Source organism: Paenibacillus hodogayensis, assembly GCF_039536325.1.
Classification (GTDB): domain Bacteria; phylum Bacillota; class Bacilli; order Paenibacillales; family NBRC-103111; genus Paenibacillus_AB; species Paenibacillus_AB hodogayensis.
The window spans coordinates 130,847-153,278 of the sequence record NZ_BAAAYO010000005.1 but is presented as its reverse complement, the minus strand read 5'-3'; the positions used below and the strand labels follow the sequence as shown (position 1 = coordinate 153,278).

The following is a 22,432-nucleotide window of genomic DNA, read 5'->3' as shown; positions in this document are numbered from 1 at the left end:
TCCTCGCTTACGGTTTATCGTTCTCCTTGTTACGGCGCTTCCTCCCCGATTGCCTGCCAAACCGCATCCTTCTCGATCCGGTGCAGCCGGTTGTACCCGTTGCCCTCGAACTGCGGCTCGAACTGGCATACCGGCTTGTACGGGCAAAAGGCGCACGCAAGCCGGGTGCCGGAGCGGGCCGGCTTAATGTCGACGGCGCCGTCGGTAATCTCTTCGCCGATTTGCGCGATCATACCACGAACATGCTTTCTCAATCCGCCCCATTGCCGCTCGGAGACGACGGACGAGTTTTTGTAAAAAGTCCCGTCCGCCTTCAAGGCGACCGGAATGAGCTGCGAATGGCCGTTTCGCTCGCGGAACGAGCCGTCCATCAGCATGACCGTCTCGGGATCGTCCAGGACGAGTCCCTTCATCTTAAATCGCTTCAACAGCTGCGCTTCGGCTTCTTCCGCCGACAAGCCGTTTTTGCGCACGAGCATCGGGTTATGTACGTGGAAGTACAGCACTCCGGCAGGCAGCGAAGGCGTGCCCAGCCATTGTTCGGCATGCGTGATGACGACGTCCAGATAAGTGAGCATTTGCAGCGACATCCCGTAATACACATCCGCAAGCTTGAGCGACGTATCGCTCGATTTGTAGTCGATGACGCGCAGCAGGACGCCCTTGTCGCTGTCCGCCCGGTCGACCCGGTCGATCCGCCCGACAATCTCCATCCGGCAGCCGTTGCCCAGTTCGAACTCCAGCGCCGGCAGCGGCTGGCCCGGCCCGAAGCCGACCTCGAGCCCGATCGGCACGAAATGCCCTTGGCGAGCATGCACGCCGAGCACGATCGAAGCCCGTCCGACGATTTGCTTCAGCTTGCGTGCAATATAGCCGTACCGTCGGGAACTGAGCAAAATTTCGCCCTGAAGCCGGGGGGCCAGCTCGTCCACCGCCTGGGAGGCGCGATCCAAGCATTGCTCCGCAGTGAGCGAACCCCATTCCGCTCCCTCGCGCTGCAGCTCCAGAGCCACTTTGCTAAGCGCGGCGTGGAACAGCTGACCGATATCCGGCGCGTCCAGCCGGTAGACGTGCCGTTCGCTCAGCCTTAGCCCGTGCGAGGCAAACTGCGAAAACGGACACGACGCGAAGCGTTCCATCCGCGATACGCTTGCCCGCAGCAGCTCGCCGTACAGTTCGCGGCTGAGCCGTTCCGGCAGCCGCGGCTCGCCGTTACGATAAGTTAGCGATTGCAGCGTACGACCCAGCTTCTCCCGCCATTCGGGTCGCGAGCACAGCCAATTGTAAACGTCCCACCACGTATCGGCCATCGGGACGCCGCGCATCCACTGGCGCAGCTGCACGGCCAGATGGGATATCGCCCGGTCGGGATGAGCGGCGTATTCGAACGGATCGTCTCCGGCGGACGAATCGGGATATTCCGGATCGGTAAGCAGCAGCCGTTCGCGAAGGTCCGGGAACATCGTCTTCAACCGTTTGACGATCTCCGAAGGCAGCAGCGATTTCCCTTCCTCGTCGGCGAGCGGGTAGCTGACCCACAGCGAATCGGATGGGGCCGCCAGCGTCGTATAGATGAGGAAAGACTCGTCCAGCAGCTTGCGCCTGCCTCCCTCGGCCAGCTCCAGACCGGCTTCCGCCAGCCGGTCCCGCTCCGGCTCGGACAGCACGCCGCTCTCCTGCGGCCTTGCGGGGATCACGCCGTCGTTCGCGCCGAGCACGAAGATGCGGCGCACGGCCCCGGAGCGCGTCCGGTCCATCGTGCCGATCAGCACGGAGTCGAGCGAAGGCGGGACGAGGCCAAGTCTGATGCTGTCCAGACCGGCTTCGACGATTCCGGTAAAACGGTCCTCCGCCATCGTCCCGTCGCCCATCATCTCGACGATCTGGTCGAGCAGGTCGATAACGCTGCCCCAAATTTGCGTATGCTCGCGCGCTTTCTCCGGCTCGCCCTTCTCCAGACATTCCCTTCCCCAGCTCTCCAGCCGTTCGGGCACCTTCGTCCGCTCCAGGAAAAGGTACAGCGCCTCGGCCATGCCGCGAACCGTCTTCGCCTCGCGCAAGCCCGCCGACAGCTTCTCCAGCGGAGCGGCGATCATGCGGCGCAGCCGGTCCATCTCGGCGTAAAACGATTCGTCCGGTCCTCTTGCCGCCCCTTCCTGCACATCGTCCAGCATCGAGCCTACCCGGTACATCCACGGACGCTTCTCGGTCCAGCGGGAGCCGTGAATGCCGGCGGCCAGCACGTAATTTTCCAGCCTGCACAGCGCGTCCCGGAGCGACCCGTCGTCTTCCTCGCCGATCGCGGACTCGAGCGGGAACAACAGCTCGGTCTTGACGCAGCGGAATACGGCGTCGTTGCCCCAACGCCCGGCCACGACCTCAAGCGCCGAACGGATCAGCTCGACGACCGGATGATGCAGCACGTCGCGCTTCTGATCGAGGAAAAACGGGATGCCGTAGTCGGTAAACGTAACGGCCAGCAAATCGCCGTACGACTCCAGCCCCCGGACCATCACCGCCATATCCCGCCAGCGGAAACCCTCATCACGAGCCAGCCGGAGTATTTCGCGCGCCGTCCCTTCGGCTTCGGCTCTACGGTTTACCGCAGCGGCCAGCACGATTTCGTTGCCCGCCGGTCCCGTATACGGCTTGCCGGTGCGATACTCGAACGAACGCTCCAGATGGGCAAGCTGCGGACTGTCCGCAAACCGACGCGGCCTTCCTTCCAACAAGACGACCGGTTCCTCCGCAATCCGCAGCTCCTCGGCAAGCCGCTTCAGCCGGACAAGCGTGCGCGCTGTCGGGTGAAACAAGCCCAGTTCGTCCGGCGTATCCGTCGAATCGTATTCGCGGTCGACGCACAAGGTGACGGACACTTGCCTGCTGCAGCGCATAAGCTCGCCGAGCACCTGCATCTCCTGCGGCGTAAAACCGAAGAAGCCGTCTACCCACACCACCGCATCGCGAATAAACGCCGATTCCGGCATGAGCTGGGCCATGTGCGTCAGCAGGTGCTCGGAATCGAGATAATGGTTGGACAACTGGTCCTCGAAGCGCTTGTACAGCAGCAGCAGGTCGTGCAGCTTGTCCGTCGGCAGCGCGTAGGGCCCGCCCGGCTCCTGTCGGCGTTCGGCCTCGCGGACGAACTGCTCGAGACGCTGCGGGTCGATGTTGCATCTGCGGAACTCGCTGTACATCCGGTTCAGATTGTCGATAAAGCCGCTCTGCCCGGAGGAAGCGCGAAACTGCCGCAGCTCTCCGCCGTGCTTGTGCAGCAAATCGTACAGCAGCATTTTTTTGCCACTGTCGTCAATGTGAATACGCGCCGTTCCCCCTGCTTCCTGCATGACCCGGAAGGCGAGCCGGCGAAAGCTGAGCACCTGGGCGCGAATCGTCCCTCCCAAGCCTGGCGTCGAGACGAGGGCATGATCCGCCTGAAAGGTCGCTTGCTCGGGCACGAGCAGCACCAGCGGGGGGCCCTCCGGCTCCCGCCGCAAAATATCCCTGATTTCCTCCAGACAGCGTTCCGTCTTCCCGCTGCCGGTGCGTCCAAGTATGTATCGTATAGCCATAAGGCCTCCTGTACGAAAACAAACGTTCTTATTTGCCATTGTAGCACAATTCGCATCGGCTGTCCGCCATGGCAAAAACAGGAAAAAGGGAGTTCGCCGCCAACAGCGGCTCTCCCTTTTTGTCCCGACTTGCATGAAGGTTTGTTTCTTTATACTTGCTTGGCGACGTTGGCCGGTACATCCGCGCCCGTCTCCGGCTTCGCTGCTTCTCCGCCCTGACCCGGCATCCGGTTGGACGTACGAAGCGGAATTTCCTTCAGGAAAATAACCAGCACCAGCGCCACGAGCAGCAAGGCCGCTCCGGACAAAAACACCGTCGTCAGCGCGGAGCTCAACGCATCGCGCAGCATATCGATCATCTTGGTCAGAATCGGTTGAGCGGCATCGGGCAGCGTATGGCGCAATTGCTCAAGCCGCGGCTGATCGAGCAGCATTTCCGGATTTTGGAATGCCGCCAGCTGTTCGGCTACCTTCGGATCGACCTTCGTCAGATCGACGCCTGCCCCGGAGCCGATCGCCGACTTCAGATTGTTTTTCAAGCTGGTAGCCATAATCGTGCCCATGACCGCAATCCCGATCGTGCCGCCCATATTCCGGAACAACTGAGAAGAAGCGGTTGCTACGCCCAATTGGTCGGGGCGGACTGCATTTTGCACGGTCAGCGAGAAGACCGGCATGCCCAGGCCGAGACCCAGACCGAATACGATCATGCTGATTACCGCCAGCCATATACTGTTCATGAAAGCCATCAGTACCATCCCGGCCAGCATGATCGGCATGCCCAGCATGGCATAACGCTTGTATTTGCCCGATTTCGTAATCCATCTGCCCGTGAACGAGCTGATGATGACCATGCTGATCGACATCGGCATCGTCACATAACCGGAATAAGTCGGCGATACGCCCTGCACCCCTTGCACGAAAAACGGTAAGTAAATCATCGCGCCCATCATGCCGGCGTTCATCAGAAACCCGGTCAGGTTGGAGATCGTTACGATGCTATTCTTAAACAGCGAAAGCGGCAGTACCGGACTTTTCACTTTGGTCTCAATTACCAGGAAAATAAGGAGCGCCACGATAGCTGCGGCGAACAAGCCGATAATTTGCTGCGAGCCCCAGGCGTATTTCGTGCCTGCCCAAGAAAAGCCGACCAGCAGCGGAACGATCGTCAAGGTCAGGAACAACGAGCCCCAATAGTCGATCGATTCGGCCTGCTTCTTATCCACCTTCGGAAACAGCGCCAAAATCAGGATGAACGCGACGATGCCGACAGGAAGGAATATCCAGAATACCCATTCCCAGTCCATATGGTCGACAATCCAACCGCCGAGCGTAGGGCCGATGACGCTGGAAAAACCGAATACGGCCATCATGACGCCGGTCCATTTGCCCCGCTCGCGCGGAGGAAACAAGTCTCCCACGGCCGTGAATGCGGACGCCATAATAATACCGGCCCCGATCCCCTGAATGCCGCGGTACGTAATCAATTGAAAAATATCTTTGGAAAAGCCGGTCAAAAACGCCCCGATAATAAAGAATACAATACCGGCCAGTATAAACGGCTTACGTCCGTAAATGTCCGAAAGCTTGCCGACCAATACGGTCGAGATGGTCGAGGTCAGCATGTAGATCGTGATGACCCACGTGTAATAATCCATGCCCCCGAGAATGGCAATGATGCGAGGCATAGCCGTGCTGACAATCGTCTGATTGATCGCGGCAAAAAACATTGCGGCGATGATCGCGACCATGATGGTCATTTTGCGTTTGTGCGTTAAATGTTCCACGTGTTTTCTACTCCTTTTCCAGTTGATCCATGTGCTCCAGCATAATCGTAAAAATGCGTTTCAAATGCTCGACGTCTTCTTTGGGCAGCCCTTGGAAAAGCAGGGAAATCAGTTCTCTTTGTTTGTTCAGCAGCTGCTCCAAGACGTCCTTGCCCTCTTGCGTGATGCTCAAATACACGACCCTGCGATCGTCCTCACTCCTTTGCCTTTCAAGCAGCTGCCTGGCGATCAATTTGTCCGCCAGTCCGGTAATGGCCCCGGACGTCACGCACAGCGTTTCCGCCAAGTCGGCCGCTTTCTGGGGTCCCTTTGCGTTCAGAATATAAAGTGTACGGAAGTGCGTCATCGTAAAACTGTCGCTCATCCGTCGATTCCACTCGTGGGTCATCTTTTTAACCAAGCTTTTGAACATGCTGCTCAGCTCCAGCAGCTCGTTGCCGGTCTCAGGCATCACGCACCCCCCAATACTTGAATCATTTAATAGTTTAGCACTAAACGTTTTAGGAATAAACTAAGTGCTAGTGTACCTCATCCTCCGACGCGCAGTCAATCCTGCGAATGCCGCCAAAAAAGTGGAAAAAGGCCCATTCTCGATGAATGAGCCGATAAATGTTGGTTTTAATTTATCCATACTCCCGTTTTCGTATGTGTCCGATTGTTGTTGCCCTTACGACGACGGAAGTTCAAGCTGTACATTCAGCTCCAGCCGATATTCCACAGCTTCTCCGGGCGCAAGTTCGGGCAGTCCGCCCCGGTCGCGGATAACAGCCTCCCGTCCGCCTACGACGCAGTTGGACGGCTCCAGACCGAGCACATGATCGCCCTCCCCGGGCATGCGCCACTGCACGAGCAGCGGCAGCGTATCGGCGGACCAGCGCAGCGTTACGGCAACCGGACCGGCAGCGCCGTTGGCGGGGAACGCACGGTTATGTATGCTTACTTCGGCCATTCCTGCCTCATCCTTCGCCTCCGGGCGAAGCCGGTGGTAGTACACCCGTTCCTCCGCTTGCGCATCCGGAGCTTGCCAGCGGTCGTAACCCTCGACGGGCGTTCCCTCCTCCTTGGGGGCAAGCTCGGCTGCCGGAAACCGGACCTCCGTCTGTTCCCCGAGCAGCGGAAAACCGAAATTGAAATGGTACAGCATCAGATGAGGCGCCGACCGGAAACCGCGGTTTTCCACGCGATCGCGGATGACGATCCGATTCTCCCCAAGAAACGAGCTGATTTCCCGGATCAGCCGCAAATGGCCTCCGAATATGGCCGTCTCCTCCACAATGCCCGATACGCGCAGCTCCAGCTCGTCCCCCGACCAATGCTCCCCGGCGGCGATATGGGACGCGGGCGTATGGTGGACGCGGCCGTGCAGGCCATAGCGGCCGTGGGCGTCCGAGCCCGGCGAGCCGACATGCGCAAGCCCGCATGTCATCAGCAGACCTCCGGAGGCGGTGCGCAGCCAATCCGCCCCTTCGGGCCCGTAATACATCGGGTGGACATTCCCGTTAGGAGCTTGCCAGGAAAGCGGTACCCCGCCCAGCTCGGCGAGCGAAATATCCAGCCCTTTTTGCGGCGTTACGTCGTAAGCCAAGCCGGAGCCGGTACGCACCCGGATAACCTCGACTCCGGTTTCCTTGCCGTCGGCATGCTTCAGCCGGGTTACCCCGCCGATCTGCCGGATGTCCCCAACCCGTGCTTCCAGTTCTCGGCGCGTCCATGTTTTGCCGTATAACTTCACCGTATTTCTCCTCTCTTTGCGGGAAAAGGACGTGACGGCGCATTCGAGACCGCAGCCGCGCCGCCAAGCGACAACGGCCGCCCCGGGAGCCAAACGTGCCTGCACGCCCTCGCGGCTCGGGGGTTATACCTTGCGCGGGAAAGTCGTCGACTGCCTGACGATCAGCTCCGGCTTCAGGACGATGCGCCGCTTCGTTTTCTTTTCTCCCCGGACTTCCTGAATAATAAGATCCATGACTTGCCGCCCCATCGCGGCGATCGGCTGGGCGACTGTCGTCAGCGGGGGATCGACGATACCCGCCAACAGCGTATTGTCGAAGCCGATGACGGACAAATCCCACGGGATAGATAGGCGCAGCTCCTTAGCCGCCTGCACGACACCGATGGCGAGTAGATCGTTGCTGGCGAATACCGCGGTAGGCGACCGGTCCGACCTCAGCATCTCCAGCGCGTGTTTCCGCCCTGCTTCGACCGAAGAGACGCTTTCGACGACGAACTGCTTGTCGGCGTCGATTCCGGCCTCGTTCAGCGCGTACCGGTACCCCCTTACCCTCTCCCGGCTCGTCGCCAGGCTCAAATCCTCGGTCAGGACGGCGATATGCCGGTGGCCGAGCCCGGTCAGATGGGAAGCCGCCAAATAGCCGCCCAGAAAGTCGTCAACCTTGACGCTGTCCGCCTCCAGCGACGCCATTTCGCGCGTTACGACGGCGACGGGTATCTTCTGCCTGACCAGATTCCCGATCCCTTCTTCGTCGCTGATGCCCGTCGATATAATAATGCCGTCTACGCGCTTCTGGCGCAAGAACGTAATATAATCGTTTTCCCTGCGCGGCTTGTTGTCCGTACTGCACATGACTAGATTGAAACCGAGCTCGCGGCCGCGATCCTCGACGGTTCGGGCGATTTCCGCATAAAGCGGATTGGCCAGATCGGGAATGAGCAGGCCGATCGTAAACGTGCTTTTGCCGGTCAGAGCGGAAGCGACGACGCTCGGCTGATAATCCATCTCCTGCATGATCTCGTTGACCCGCTCTCTCGTCTCGGTGCTGATCCGACCCGTCCCGTTGATGACCTTCGAGACGGTGGCGATCGAGACGCCAGCCGCTTTGGCAATGTCATAAATGGTTGTTTTCATGTCATGTTCTCTCCCAGAACGGTCCCTCATCAGGTCGTTTTTGACTTCATTATAGCATTTTTCTGAAAGAAACAGCACTTTTTTTGAGGAAACGTAGTTTCTTCTCCGAATATATAACATATTATGTTATATATAAATCAATTTTTATCCAAATTTAGAGGAACAGACTCGATTTGCTCATGGCGGAAAAAAGTCGTGGAAGGACCCGGAAGTCGGATATTACGTAAACGCATATCACGGAATGCACGGAAGCGAGGGCGGTGCGAGGAGCAAGGAGAGGACGGTATGTGGAACGAGGCGAGGACCGTACGTACTTGTCGGCAAAGGAAAAACCGCCGCTTCCCAATGGATGCGACGGCTGTTCCATACAACTGCTCAGTCGGCTTGGCTGTCCGCCGGCGTCACCGCCGCCCGAAGCTCCTGTTCCAGCTCCTCCGCGTACTCCCGAACCTGATTGTCGCTATAACTCAATCGTTCGGCCATCACCCCGATGACGCCGTCCTTCCAGCGACGCACCGCGTCGATATCGAACAGCAACGCCCCGGTCCGCCGGATGAAGAAATCGACGGGCTTTACCGTCATCTCCTGCTCGATGCCGTACAAGAGGGCGGCATACACCTCTGCCGGCAGCCCATGCAAAGCCGCTGTCCCTTGCAGCCCCCCGATGCGCTCGTACACGGCCGCGACGTTCGTGCCGTAGCGCCGCGTCAGCCGTTCGGCCACCCCGCGCGCAAGGCCGAGCCGTTCGCCCTGCTCGGTCATGCGCCTGACAAAGCCGGCGAACTGCGCCGAGCCGCCGACATCGCCGCCGGCAACGGGCAACGTTCTCGTCGAGCTCGGGGCAAACGGACCGCCCCCTTCCGCCCGAAGGTCCTTGTCGAGCATATCCGTCACCGTCTCGGCCATCTTGCGGTACCCGGTCAGCTTACCGCCGGCGATCGTCAGCAGGCCCGACGGCGAACGAAATATTTCGTCACGCCGCGACACTTCCGAAGGCGGCTTGCCCTCCTCGTAAATAAGCGGCCGTACTCCCGCCCAGCTTGCCTCCACGTCGGCAGCCGTCAGCTTCATCTCCGGAAACATAAAATTGCTGGCCGCCACCACGTAATCCCGATCCTCGGCGGTCATGCGCGGATGGGCCGTATCCCCCGAGTAATCGGTATCCGTCGTACCGACATAGGTTTTGCCGTCGCGCGGAATGGCGAATATCATCCGGCCGTCGGGCGCATCGAAATAGACCGCCTGGCGCAGCGGGAACCGCTTGCCGTCAAACACGAGATGGATGCCCTTCGTAAGCCGCAGCGTTTTGCCGTGCTTGGAACGGTCCAGCTCGCGCAGCGTATCGACCCACGGCCCCGTGGCGTTGACCACCTTGCGCGCCCGGATCGTGAACGTTGCCCCGCCGATCCTATCCCGTGCCTTGACCCCGACCAGCTTGCCGTCCTCGTACAAAAGCTCCTCCGCCTTCACATAGTTGACGGCGTCCGCTCCGGCCTCCACCGCCTTCTTGACTACCTCGATCGTCAGGCGCGCATCGTCCGTGCGGTACTCCACATAATAGCCGCCGCCCTTCAAGCCTTCCCGCTTCAACAGCGGCTCCTTGTCCAGCGTCTCCCGGGCGTTAAGCATCGTTCGCCGCTCCCCGCGCTTCACGCCGGCCAGAAAATCGTACACCCTGAGTCCGATCGACGTGGTGAACTTCCCGAACGTACCGCCCGCATAAAGCGGCAGCAGCATCCATTCCGGCGTCGTCACATGCGGCCCGTTCTCGTAAACGACGCTGCGCTCCTTCCCGACCTCGGCCACCATCTTCACCTCGAACTGCTTCAAATACCGCAGCCCTCCGTGGACCAGCTTCGTCGAACGGCTGGAGGTGCCGGCCGCGAAGTCCTGCATATCGATCAGCGCCGTCTTCATCCCCCGCGTTTGCGCATCCAGCGCGATCCCCGCGCCCGTAATGCCTCCGCCGATAATCAACGCATCGTACACGCCGCTCTCCATCTTGCTCATCGTATGTTGACGCTCCGCGCCGGAAAATCGCTGCTCCATCTCCAAGTCCCTTCTCTCTGTAAAAGGTCAAAAAAACCACAAACATCTAGACCGCGCCTGTCGCGCGACCGAGAACGTTCGTGGTTTCTCCTAATCTCCAACCAACTTATTAACTTATAACATAATTATAGCATGCCAACCCGTATTTCAAAAGCCCATCTTTCCACAAAATTCGCCAATCTTTCAAATGAACGGATCTGCCTACTTGAACGCCATTGCCGCATGGACCGCTTTCTGCCAACCGGCGTACAAGCTTTTCCGTTCCTCGGGGTCCATCACCGGGCGGAACGCCCGGTCCAGCTTCCAGCCGTCTGCAATCTCCTGCTTATCCTGCCAGTAGCCGACCGCCAGGCCGGCCAAATAAGCGGCGCCGAGCGCCGTCGTCTCATTAACGACCGGCCGTTCCACGCGCGTATTCAGCAGATCGCTTTGGAATTGCATCAGAAAATCGTTGCGGACAGCTCCGCCGTCGACGCGCAGCCCTTTAAGCTGCAGTCCGGAATCCCGCTCCATCGCATCGAGCACATCTTTGCTTTGATAGGCCAAAGACTCCAGGGTGGCGCGGATAAAATGCTCCTTCGAGCTTCCCCGGGTCAATCCGAACACCGCGCCCCGCGTGTCGCTGTCCCAATAAGGCGTCCCCAAGCCCACGAAGGCCGGCACGACATACACCCCGCCCGAAGACGTCACCCGGGTCGCGTACGTTTCGCTGTCCGCCGCCGATTGCAGCATCCGCATTCCGTCGCGCAGCCATTGCAGCGCAGAGCCCGCCACAAACACGCTGCCCTCCAGCGCGTATTCGATCCGGCCGCCGACGCCCCAGGCGATCGTCGTTAGCAGACCGTTTTGCGACGCGATCGCCTTGTCCCCCGTGTTCATCAGCATAAAGCAGCCGGTGCCGTACGTATTTTTCGCCATCCCGCTATCGAAGCAAGCCTGCCCGAACAGCGCCGCCTGCTGGTCGCCGGCGATTCCCGCGATGCGCACCCGCCTGCCGAAAAAGTGATGCTCCACCGTCTCGGCATACACTTCCGAGGAAGGTCGCACCTCCGGCAGCATGGCGCGAGGAATATCCAGAACCGCCAATAGCTCCTCGTCCCAGCGCAGCTCGTGAATGTTGTAGATCAACGTTCGCGACGCGTTGGAATAATCCGTGACGTGGGCTTTGCCGCCGCTCAGCTTCCAGACGAGCCAGGAATCGATCGTCCCGAACAGCAGCTCGCCGCGTTCCGCCTTCTCGCGTGCGCCCTCGACATGGTCGAGCAGCCATTTGATTTTCGTCCCGGAGAAGTAAGCGTCGATCAGCAGCCCCGTCTTCCGCCGGAACCGCTCCTCGTGCCCCTGCCGCTTCAGCTCGTCGCATATATCGCTCGTTTGCCTCGACTGCCAGACGATCGCGTTGTGAATGGGCCGGCCCGTCTGCCGGTCCCACACGACCGTCGTCTCCCGCTGGTTCGTGATGCCGATTGCTTCAACCTGCTCGGCGTTTACACCTGCCTTCGACAACGCTGCAGCGATCACACCCAGCACGGAAACCCAAATTTCGTTGGCGTCGTGCTCGACCCAGCCCGGACGCGGGAAATGCTGCCCGATTTCCTGCTGCGCCGAGCTTACTGCGCGCCCGCGTTCGTCGAACAGGATCGCCCGCGAGCTGGTCGTGCCCTGATCGATCGCCAGCACGTATTGCTGCGTCATGTTCGTTCCTCCTTGCTCCCATAAAACTCGAAATGTCTCCACAGCTCCGGATTCGATGTCGTGACGGCGGACGCCCCGGCCTGCAGAGCCTGCTCCACATCGCTCGCCGTGCGGATCAGACCGCCGGCGAATATCGGGATGCCCGTTCGGTCGTATACTTCCGTAATCATATGCGGAATGACGCCAGGCAGCACCTCGATATAATCCGGTTTTGTCCGCTCGAACAGAGCGTAGCTTTTTTCCAGCGCATTCGTGTCCAGCAAAAACAGCCGTTGAATCGCTATAAGTCCATTCTGCTTCGTCTTCGTAATGACGCCGGTTCTGGTCGAGACGAGCCCCGCCGGGCGGATGACCTGGCATAAATATTCCGCCGCGCTCTCGTCGTTTTTCAGTCCTTCGATTAAATCGGCGTGAAGCAGCGGTTTTTTCCCGTGAGTCTTCGCCAGTTTGACGATCGATTGGAGTTGGCTGATATGCGTATCCAAAATAACGATATATTCGTAGGACAGCTTCATCAGTTTTTCGAGATCCTTGATTTTGCGTGCCGCCGGCAGCACGATCTGGTTGTGAAAAGTCACGCCGGTTCTCCTCTCCGACCTAGTACAAAGTCAGACCTTAAACCGTATTCGTGGAATGGACGAATCCCTTGCACCCCAAGGGATTGGGCCTTTCCGAATACACAGAATTAGCTCTGACTTTGTACTTGTCATGAAACCATACTGCCTTCATTATAGCTCACGAAGCCGCGAGGATTCCAAGAAGACTTTTAATATTGGGTCAGCGTATTGGTGCAACTGATTACCGTAATAATCAGAGCGTTGATGATGCCGGCCAAATACGGGTTTTTGGTCGAGCGATACAATTTCCGCGAGATGATCGCGGCCACCGGCAATATGATAATGATCGGGAACAGCCATATTTCCACGATGGTGGACACTTTGGTAAAAAAGACGAATCCCGTAGTAAAAAATTTCGTGTACTGGATGACGACGATCACGATCGCGCCGAGTCCGTTGAACAGAGCGAGCAGCGCGGTGTTGATCCATTCCTTTTTGCCAACGTAGTTGAAGCAGTTGATCGCGATCGAGTTAATAATATAGAACAGCAGGAAAAACGGCAAATATTTCAGCGAAATCATGATTTTATCCGGGGTAAACGCTTTAACGGCGATAACCCACGCACGGAAATCGGTTTTGAACAGGTAGTCGGCGATAAAGACGAGACCGAAGGAGGCCACGGTTACAAGCAGCGCCAGACCGACCGTTTTGCACAAATTCCGGAAGCTGATCACGATGCCGGCTTCCCGTAAATTCAAGCCTTGCTTTTTGGCGAAAAACTGGTACGACAGTAGCAGTATCAGCAAGGAAACGACGCCGCTCACCACACACCAGACGCCGATGTAAAAGACGGGCGCCTGCGTGAAAAAGGCCGGGCGCGCTTTGTTGGCCCAGGTGAACAGCGCCATGTAGCTGTAGCCGGAAACGATCGCACTGACGACGAGCCCTCCCCAAAACCACGCTCTCCCCACGCCGACAGGAGCCCGCGAAATGGCCGCTTCTTGGGTCGCTCTGAGCGAGGCGAAGGTTGCCGTATTCAGCATCGCCTTCGTAAAGCTGACGATAAACATGCCGAAGCCGATCAAGCCGAGCAGGTTGAAAAACGTCTTAAATTGCCAAATTTGACTCGTCGGGGCGATCGGATTCGGCGCTCCCAACGTTTGCTCGAAAAACTCGATGCCGTACGAGGCGACATCGCCCGAGAAATGGTTCCACGGATGGTTCTGCGCCGGATTATAAATGATGCGCTGCGCGGATTTGCCGTCGATGACTTGTTTATACGTCGTATAGCTGGTGCGCTTCTCGCCCCCGGCCTCCGTGGAGCCGAAATGCAGGAACGACTGGGCGTTGTCGGTCGTGATGAAATCGCGCGGCGACGTAGTGCTGCCGTCCGGCAACTTGGTGCGGAAGAAAAATTCGTCGTATTGGCCCGCCACAATGCCGACGTCGCGATTGCCGTACTTGTTGTAATACTTTTGCGTTTTCGCGTCTTTGTAGGTGGCGTCGTTGCCGATCAGCAACACCGAGGAGATCAGATGCTTGCCGCTGCTGTTGTCCTCGTCAATCGCCCAGTTGGCCGCTCTCGCTCCGTTGGAGTGGCCGGTCACGCCGATCCGCGTCTTGTCGACATACGGGAGAGCGGCCATCAGTTCAACCGCGTCGTACATCCCGGTACCGCGATTCGGCCACTCCTTCGCCTCCACCGCATCCGAATTGCCGTGTCCGTACATGTCGATGGACATGACCACGTAGCCGCGACGGGCATATTCGACATAATTCAAATCCTGCATTTCACGGTTATTGTACCAGCCGTGGCTGGTAATAATGCCGGGTGCCGGACGGTCCTTCGTCGCGCTGTCCGGCACGAACAACAGCGCGCTCAGAAGATGGCCGGACGGCGTTTCCCAGCGGAGATCCTTGACGGTAACGCGTCCCCCTGACGTTTGCATCAAAGACGAACCGATCATACTGACCACACACAGGGCCAAAGCCATCGCCAAAAACCGCCAACCTTTTTTGTTCTTCATTGGTGTAACCTCCCCATATAGCCCCATTTTTTTCTGGACGAAAAAAAAGAGACCTCACGAAACCATCCAAAAAAACGGATACAATTCGTGTGATCTCCAATTCTCCACCACAGTTATTAACTTGGCTTTATTATAAGACGGTTTGGAAACGGTGTCAATGTGGTTTCTTTATTCCTTTTATAAGGTCAGATAACGCTATCCTTAATGTATTGGAATCTCCATTGTATAAAACATCGTAAGCAGGGATTTTATTAGCTACAGCCTCGGATGACCCTCCTCCGATTCGTGTGACAACTACTCTCACATCCATGTACGTTTTATATACATAAATGATACAATATCCCAATAATTCTTCCAAGCAATTTCTTATATGGGGATACCCACTCAGTGGGAATTACGTTTGAATGTGTATTGAAAACAGGGTCCGTTCCCGAAATTCCTGGAAATCCGGACCCCAACCAAACCGGTGTGAAATGGATACCGATTTCGACGCTGCCTTCCATCCAACTGTATCCGGAAATCAACCAGGATATCATGGATTACTATGCCGGTAAAAAATATCGTAACTATGTTGAAGAACACGAGATCCAACTTGAGAAGCTGCGCTAGTTTGAAACGACAATGCCTTTGCACCTGCAAACTCATAGTTTCCGTTACAAGCTTGTTTCTCTCGAATTCGGCAGTCTGACAATTATATTCTGGCTTCCCATTTCCAAATCATATTACTAGATCCAGCAGACGGAGCCAGAGAGTAATGAATAATTAAATTTGTGGAATCGGCCTCCACATATTGAATGCCCGATGCATCGGCTGAGGCAGGGAGCAGGTTGTAATAGCTTGGAACACTTCCGAGGCCATGTGGAACAAGGAATTGTACGGCTGATGCGTTTGCGGATTGCGTAGAAGTTCCTTTACGTATTCCCTGTTCCCCCACCGCATAACCGTCATGATCCGATGTTGGAGCTGAGCTTCGTTTGGTCCGCAGGATACCTGATGTGTCTACCCATAGATAAGAAGTAACCCAAGAAGTCGCATCCGTGAATTTAAGAAGAGCTTTGTCCCAAGATCCGAAGATATTAATGCAGCCGTTAGTCCAATAGCTGTCTCTGGTTTGTTGGCCCGCTGTTACTGATTTCATTCTTGCACCGGCTATAAAGACTTCCCCTAAATTTGAAAATATGGTTTGTGCATCGCTCATATAATCGGGAGTTGTCTTAAGTCCGCTTATAAATAATTTCGAACTCTCGGTAACTTCAGCAATTTTCGCTGTAATCGGACCCGATCCGGCAAGCTTGATATATCCGCCTGAAAGGGTCAGCTGCGATTCATTCTTTAAAGTTATGGCATATGTTCCCGATTGCGCGTTATCTCCATAGTAATTCCAAGTGTAAAAACCAAGGACATTGATTAAACTTCCATTTGTTACATACATCAGCGGCCCTCTGGACTCCTCCGTAGCGCAGCCAATCAAATTTAACCCCACACCACGAAGCCGGAAAATATATTCCGCAGAGTTGCCGGCATTGGACTGAGGCCAAGGACCGATGTAATCCGCCCCGCAAGCGGTAAAACTGGAATAAGATACATTAATTTTCCATGCGGATTTTTGACAGCCCCCCGCCCAGCAAGAGGTAACCGTATGACTTGTGCCGCCTCCCCCTGGTGCATCCGCATCACCACAAATAAATGCCCGATTGACAGTACGGGATGAAACCCTTTCCAAAGTTATCATCCAAGCATTAATGGTATAATAGCCGATATCTGCATTGCGATATTCCATATTTTTTTGTGTCATAAAGTACACCCTCGGAGCAAAAAAGCAATACGAGCTGTTTCTCGGTAAACTGTCCGATCTTTTGATAAATAGACCTTCCAGATGTATATATCGCGCGAAATCTCCATCCGGGGCAAGAACGATAATCGCTGCATCGACATTATAGTTGTCCGAAGAAGCATTTCCCGGTATAAGACGGGTACCCAGACTGGCAAGCGTCGTTGTTGTTTTTTCGATCATCGTTACCTCTGGACCTTCACCAATTAAGGAATCCCCCGTTTCGATAACGAGCGGCGCTGTAATGTTATACTTCCCTTTTGGGAAAAACACAGTGCCTTCCTTGGCGTTAATGGCTTGTTGAATGGCCGCCGTATCGTCGTTCGCTCCGTCGCCTTTTGCTCCGAACCATTTGACGTTAACCGAACCGCTGAAGCTCCGCTTAAATCTAGCACCCATTGAAGAAACGAGTATGGTCCCGCCATTATCAGATGAAGTAGTATCGGTAGCATCATAGTAAAATGGCCCCTCTTTTTCATGTGTGCGGACAAAGTAAACAAGCTCTGCATCAGGCTGTGTGTTGGCTCTAAGTTCGTCTATGGTAGTAGATATCACCAAATTCATTTTCATCAAATCTTTTACTTTTGTACGGTGATCCACCTCGTCAGCGTAGGCTTTGGGAATCGCAGCGTTCATCACCCCAGTGTAAGCGAGCGCAACTCCCGCCATACCTAATGAAGCAAGCAGCTTCCGTCTGCTAATGATTTCTTTGTTGTTGCTCTCTGACCCGTTCTCTGTCCGTTCCACTTTTTGTTCTTCTAACATTGTCCATTCCTCCTGTTTAATTAGCATTAACAGCGCGGTTTATGGTTAAAATATACGTCTTGCTTGTCAGGCCATCTTCAGCCATAGTGACAATCTGCACCGGATTTGCTCCTACCTGCAGCCTAATCGGAAACGCCTGATTGCTTCCGTATACCTGACCTGTTACCGAGATAGAAGCAGCCGGATTATAGGTTGATGCTGTAACCGTCGTATGCTCTACCTCGTGACCCACATAAACTGCATATGTGTATATGTTTTTATCAAATGTGGGCGTTAGACTGCCCTCGCTTACCTCCAAATTTATTAAATCCGCGTTCGTTACACGCACCTCTTCCTCTATGAAAGTCATTTCGTTGCTGTTGAAATTGGCTGTATAAATCTTGTTCAATTCCGGATTGACCACTAAGGCAATCGGGTTCCTGCCCACTGATAAAGTGGTTGTCGTATGAGCTGCTCCGTCAATCACCGTCACGTTGTTACTGTCATAATTCGCGACATAGATCTTGTTAGTAGCCGAATTGATCGCAAGCGCATTAGGACCCGATCCGACTGTGACGGTCGAGATACTATGATCGTACCCGTCAATCACTGTCACTTCGTTGCTGCTCCCGTTTGCAACATAGATTGTCCCCGTCACCTTGTTGACCTCAACCGCATTCGGAGTTTTACCCACAGGTACGGTAGAAGTGCTGCCAGTCGTATCGATCTTGGTGACGGTGTTACTGTAGAAATTTGCGACGTATACGCTGCCGGTTAGCGGATTGATGGCAAGCGCACTAGGACCCTTACCGGCCGGAATGGTAACCGCTGTATGGCTTGTACCGTCGATCATCGTCACATTGTCGCTGTCCACATTGGCTACATAAATTTTATTGTTCGCCATGTTCACGGCCACTGCAAACGGACTTTCGCCGGTTTGTACCGTAACGGTAGCATTCGTAGCCCCATCTATTACGGTCACATTGTTACTGCCTATGTTAGCAATGTAAATCATATTGGTTACCGGGTTCACTGCTACAGCAAACGGCTTTGTTCCGGCTGCCACCGTAATGGTGTTATTCGTCGCGCCGTCGATCACTGTAACGTTATCACTGTCCACGTTGGCCACATAGATTTTATTCGTTACCGGATTTACCGCTAAAGCATACGGGGTAACTCCTACGTTTACAGTGGCAACGACAGTAAAGCCGCCATATGTATGTTCCATCACGGTTACACTATCGCTATCAACATTGGCCGCATAGACCCTGCCGGTTATCGGATTTGACGCTACGGCATGTGGTCCTCTTCCTGTAGTAACAGCCGAGGCAGAAGCTGCTGCCTCCACTTGTAAACTGGCGGGAAGTCCAGCAGTCAGCAAAGTGAAGACGATCACTCCTATACATACAATCCGCGGCAGGAAACGGGATAGCATGTTCATTAAGCATGACTCCTTTCTTTTTTTGATTGTAAATGCTTTCACTTCCTCTACTAAGCTATACCAGACTATCCTTTCACCGCGCCGACTAATTGCCCGTGAATGAAATATTTCTGTACGAACGGGTACACGGCGACAATCGGTAATATCGTCAGCATTAATGCCGCCATTTTCAAATTATCCGGGTGGATCAGCATTTCTCTGTTCACGAGATTTTTCTGCGTCTCCTCATCCACCAAGGCAGCGTTGACCAAGATGTCGCGCAGTTGGTACTGCAACGTCCACATCGACTTGTCGCGAATATATACCATCACGCCGAACCATTCGTTCCAATAGGCCACTGCGCTGAATACAACAAACGCCATCACCATCGGCAGCACAAGCGGTACAATGAGATGTACAAGGATGCGCGGCTCCGAGGCCCCATCCATCTCCGCCGATTCCAACAGCTCCTGCGGAAGCTGCATGATCGAATTGCGAAAGACGATAATATAGAAAACATTAACGACGGCTGGGAAGATCAGCGCCCCGTAGGTGTTGTTTAACCCGATATTGTTCACCAACAAGTAAGTCGGAATCAATCCTCCGCTGAAATACATCGGGATGAGGATGAAGATGAAGATGAACGCTTTACCGGGCAGCCGCTTGTGCGATAGCGCATATCCCGCTGCCATTGAAATGGTAATAACCAGCACCGTATTGACCACCGTTAGAAACACGGTATTGACGATCGTGCGAAGAAATTGCTTATTGTATGCAACCGTTTTGTATGCTTCCCAATTGAAGCCCTTCGGCCACAAGCCAATGTGTCCCGACGATACGGCCTGATAGCTGCTGAACGAGATGGCGATGGCGTTAATAAAAGGAACGAGTATGGTGATGCAGAACATAATAAAAAAGAAGTAATTGAATATCGTAAACACTCTTCCGGATGTCGACCGGTAAATCATTGAGTAAGCCTCCTGTCCTTAGTACAATCCCACTCCGACAATTTTCTTGGACAGCTTATTCGCCGTGATAAGCAGAACAAATCCGAGCAGGCTCTGCACGACACCGATTGCCGTCGTCAGACTGTACTGGGCATTAAGCAAGCCAATTCGATAAATATATGTGCTGATGACATCCGAAACATCGAGGACGAGCGAATTCTGCATCGTAAAGATTCGATCGAAGCCGATCGTAAATACGGTGGACAGCTTCATGAGAAACAAAAGGACGATCATCGGCACCATCGCCGGTAGTGTGATGTGCCACGCTTGGCGAATTCGGTTTGCCCCGTCGATCATCGCCGCTTCATACAAGCTGACATCAATACCGGCAATGACGGCAAAATAAAGAATTGCCGACCAGCCGACATTTTTCCATATATCCGCGAAGACGGCGATACTCCGGAACAAGCTCTCCTCACTCATGAAAAAAATTTGCTTCAAACCAAACCATTCCATCACGTCATTAACGAGCCCTGTCGTCGGCGACAGGATTTGGTAGAATACCCCTGCAACTACAATCCACGAGAGGAAATGAGGGAGGTAGGAAATGGTCTGCACCACCGATTTGAAACGTTTATTCATGATTTCATTCGCAAGCAGGGCAAAACCAATCGGCGCCGTAAATCCGAAGACGATGTCATAGAAATTAATGACGAGCGTATTTCTCATCACTTTCCAGAACATCTCGTCATGCAGGAAATAGGAAATATGCTTAAAGCCGACCCACGGACTTCCCGCAGTACCGAGAAAAGGCGAGTAATCCTGAAAGGCGATGGTGATGCCGTACATCGGGATGTAATTAAAAATGAACAATAAAATCAGTGCCGGCGCTAGCAGCAAGTAAAGGGTAAACCATGTTTTTTTATACATTCGCTTGCTGTGCCTGCCTGTTGTTTTTGATGGGATATCGAGTTGTGCCTCCATGATGGGAATCCTCCTGTTTTCGAAATCATACTGCAGCAACAAGTAGACGAGAGGGGTGCCCGTGTTGGCGGGAACACGGCTCTCTGGAGAGCACCACAGGAACTCCTACCACTCGACTTCCATTACGCCTTTTTTCCGCAATTCATCTTTATGTGCGGTTATATATTTGGTATGCTCATCGAAGATAAAGCCGTATTTCTCTGTGAATTCTTTTACCCTATCGTCAAACTGCCGCATTGTGATTTTGCCCATAATCGCCTCTACCGTTGCCTTGGAGATGAAATCGTTCGCTTCTGGCCCTTTTTTATCCACTTGGTCGGCAACATCTTTAGGGAACTGTTCAAAGTTCCAGAAACCCAGACCGGCCTTTGCAGCCTGATCTGCAACCGCTTTCATGCTATCGAGTATCGTTTTCGTATAATCCGCACCGAGCACTTGCTCCACAGTCGCATCTCCAACTTCCCGGCCGGCAGTGTATCCGGGGATAAGAGCGAGTTGGAGCGACCAGGAACGGCTCGGGTCATTCAGTTTCTCAACAATCGGCGAACGTTTCCCATCCTTGGCCGTATACGTTTCCCCTTCCTTCCCCCAGAAGATAGCTTCACGCAATTGTTCCGTTGCAAACCCTTCGATCACTTTCCATGCACGATCCCGATCCTTCGTTTTACTGGAAATATACAATCCGTGCGAATTAATCGGCAATGATAATTGGGAATACGTATATTTCGGATCTTTCAATACCGATGGATATTTTTTCAACGGGGGAGCGAAGGCGATTTCTTGCGTTACTGTATTGGGATTCGTCTTGCCTTGCTTCAAATTGCGGGCAAAAGGCAACACTTGATTCGCATCGTCGGTAGACATCAGCACATTTTTGTTCACATATTTATCTTGCCATTTGGCAAGATCGTTTACCGCAAATTCCTTGTCGAGAACGCCTTCTTCGTACAACTGCCGCATTAATTCGGTTGCCTCACGGTACTCCGGCAGTTGGAACGTGCTGTATACCTTTCCATCCTGCACGCGCACACTATAAGGCTCTGCTCCGTACATCGTATAAAAAACTATCCCCCCGTAGCTAAGCACTCTCTGCCCGTTAACCCGGTTGGTTAAGACGACGGAATCCGGTTCCGCTTTCTTGATTTTGCGCATTAGATCCGCCCATTCTTCTACAGACTCCGGCCATTTGCCGTTATTGTATTTCTTCACAAGATCGAAACGCACCAACAGTCCTTTACCTTGCGGAGATTGATTCGCAGCCATCGGAATCCGGTAGTAGTGTCCGCTTGGCGACTTGGCCAGTTCCATCATCTCCGGTGTAATGATCTTCTGGACAAGAGGTGACTGATCGTAATATTTTTTCAAATCGAGAAAGGCCCCTTCATCGGCTCGTTTAATCGCATCGGCGGCGTACATCGTATGTACAATATCCGGCAGTTGCCCCGATGCCAACAGCAAATCGAATTTCGTTTTGTATTCCTGGTAACTGGGCTTTTCGATCTCCAAATCGACATTGGCGTAATCCTTGACAATATTAATAAACGGGTTGTCGCTTAATTTGATGCCATCCGGGGTAGGAATACCGGAATCCGTCATGAACATCTTCAGCTTACCTTTTTCCTCCTGTTTTTTGGCGGCATCCGGCGTAGAGCCTTTGTCCTTCAGCGGTGACGGGCTGTTCCCTCCTGCATCATTGCCCTTGCTTGTGCATCCTGCTGCGACAAGGCTCAACAACAGGATGGCAGCAACCAGAAGAGCAGATCTTTTTGTCTTGTTCCCCAACTTTGACACTCTCCCTTTTTATTAATAACGTTGATTCCTCGGAATCTACAATCATCATAAAGCAAAAAGACCTCCATTGGAGGTCAATATGATCTTGTAAAAGATCACTTTAGAACGTATTCATGCCGACTCGTTTAATAAACAAGACAATTTTAGACCTTTAGTGGACGA

The 22,432-nt window shown here is 54.4% G+C and carries 15 protein-coding genes; 1 reads left to right on the top strand and 14 read right to left on the bottom strand.

Annotated elements, in window-relative coordinates; all coding sequences use genetic code 11:
* Positions 1–29 precede the first annotated feature (29 nt).
* The 9 genes from addB to ABD796_RS10085 all read right to left on the bottom strand — a co-directional run bounded on the left by addB (position 30) and on the right by ABD796_RS10085 (position 14,553).
* Positions 30–3,572, bottom strand: coding sequence for a helicase-exonuclease AddAB subunit AddB (gene addB / locus ABD796_RS10125; RefSeq protein ID WP_344906807.1), 3,543 nt, complete (start codon positions 3,570–3,572; stop codon positions 30–32).
* A 149-nt stretch (positions 3,573–3,721) separates the two neighbouring features.
* A complete protein-coding gene (locus ABD796_RS10120) occupies positions 3,722–5,359 on the bottom strand; it encodes an MDR family MFS transporter (protein ID WP_344906804.1) in 1,638 nt (545 codons plus the stop codon).
* A gap of 7 nt (positions 5,360–5,366) precedes the next feature.
* A complete protein-coding gene (locus ABD796_RS10115; RefSeq protein ID WP_344906802.1) occupies positions 5,367–5,810 on the bottom strand; it encodes a MarR family winged helix-turn-helix transcriptional regulator in 444 nt (147 codons plus the stop codon).
* Positions 5,811–6,026: 216 nt separating this feature from the next.
* Positions 6,027–7,091: an aldose 1-epimerase family protein gene (locus ABD796_RS10110; RefSeq protein ID WP_344906799.1), complete on the bottom strand. Its 1,065-nt coding sequence runs from the start codon at positions 7,089–7,091 to the stop codon at positions 6,027–6,029.
* Positions 7,092–7,214: 123 nt separating this feature from the next.
* Complete coding sequence (locus ABD796_RS10105) at positions 7,215–8,225, bottom strand: LacI family DNA-binding transcriptional regulator (RefSeq protein ID WP_344906796.1); 1,011 nt, start codon at positions 8,223–8,225, stop codon at positions 7,215–7,217.
* A 375-nt stretch (positions 8,226–8,600) separates the two neighbouring features.
* On the bottom strand, positions 8,601–10,274 hold the full coding sequence (locus tag ABD796_RS10100; RefSeq protein ID WP_379116229.1) for a glycerol-3-phosphate dehydrogenase/oxidase: 1,674 nt from the start codon (positions 10,272–10,274) through the stop codon (positions 8,601–8,603).
* 201 nt (positions 10,275–10,475) lie between these two features.
* Positions 10,476–11,969, bottom strand: coding sequence for a glycerol kinase GlpK (gene glpK / locus ABD796_RS10095; RefSeq protein ID WP_344906794.1), 1,494 nt, complete (start codon positions 11,967–11,969; stop codon positions 10,476–10,478).
* Positions 11,966–12,547 (bottom strand): glycerol-3-phosphate responsive antiterminator, encoded by a 582-nt coding sequence (locus ABD796_RS10090; RefSeq protein WP_344906791.1) that lies wholly within the window; start codon positions 12,545–12,547, stop codon positions 11,966–11,968. Before ABD796_RS10090 ends, glpK begins: the two co-directional genes overlap by 4 nt.
* Positions 12,548–12,735: 188 nt before the next feature.
* Positions 12,736–14,553, bottom strand: coding sequence for an alpha/beta hydrolase family protein (locus tag ABD796_RS10085; RefSeq protein ID WP_344906788.1), 1,818 nt, complete (start codon positions 14,551–14,553; stop codon positions 12,736–12,738).
* Between the two features lie 387 nt (positions 14,554–14,940).
* Between ABD796_RS10085 and ABD796_RS10080 the strand changes: the two genes are divergently transcribed.
* The gene (locus ABD796_RS10080; protein ID WP_344906785.1) at positions 14,941–15,162 is read left to right on the top strand and encodes an NUDIX hydrolase; all 222 of its coding nucleotides are present in this window, start codon (positions 14,941–14,943) and stop codon (positions 15,160–15,162) included.
* 82 nt (positions 15,163–15,244) lie between these two features.
* Here the strand turns inward: ABD796_RS10080 and ABD796_RS10075 are convergent, their stop codons facing one another.
* The 5 genes from ABD796_RS10075 to ABD796_RS10055 all read right to left on the bottom strand — a co-directional run bounded on the left by ABD796_RS10075 (position 15,245) and on the right by ABD796_RS10055 (position 22,261).
* Positions 15,245–17,149 (bottom strand): glycosyl hydrolase family 28-related protein, encoded by a 1,905-nt coding sequence (locus ABD796_RS10075; RefSeq protein ID WP_344906782.1) that lies wholly within the window; start codon positions 17,147–17,149, stop codon positions 15,245–15,247.
* 16 nt (positions 17,150–17,165) lie between these two features.
* Entirely contained in the window at positions 17,166–18,569 is a 1,404-nt protein-coding gene (locus ABD796_RS10070; protein WP_344906779.1) for a cadherin-like beta sandwich domain-containing protein, read from the bottom strand.
* Positions 18,570–18,634: 65 nt separating this feature from the next.
* Positions 18,635–19,516, bottom strand: coding sequence for a carbohydrate ABC transporter permease (locus tag ABD796_RS10065; RefSeq protein ID WP_344906776.1), 882 nt, complete (start codon positions 19,514–19,516; stop codon positions 18,635–18,637).
* Between the two features lie 18 nt (positions 19,517–19,534).
* The gene (locus tag ABD796_RS10060) at positions 19,535–20,479 is read right to left on the bottom strand and encodes an ABC transporter permease (protein WP_344906773.1); all 945 of its coding nucleotides are present in this window, start codon (positions 20,477–20,479) and stop codon (positions 19,535–19,537) included.
* A gap of 105 nt (positions 20,480–20,584) precedes the next feature.
* On the bottom strand, positions 20,585–22,261 hold the full coding sequence (locus ABD796_RS10055) for an extracellular solute-binding protein (RefSeq protein WP_344906770.1): 1,677 nt from the start codon (positions 22,259–22,261) through the stop codon (positions 20,585–20,587).
* Positions 22,262–22,432 lie beyond the last annotated feature (171 nt).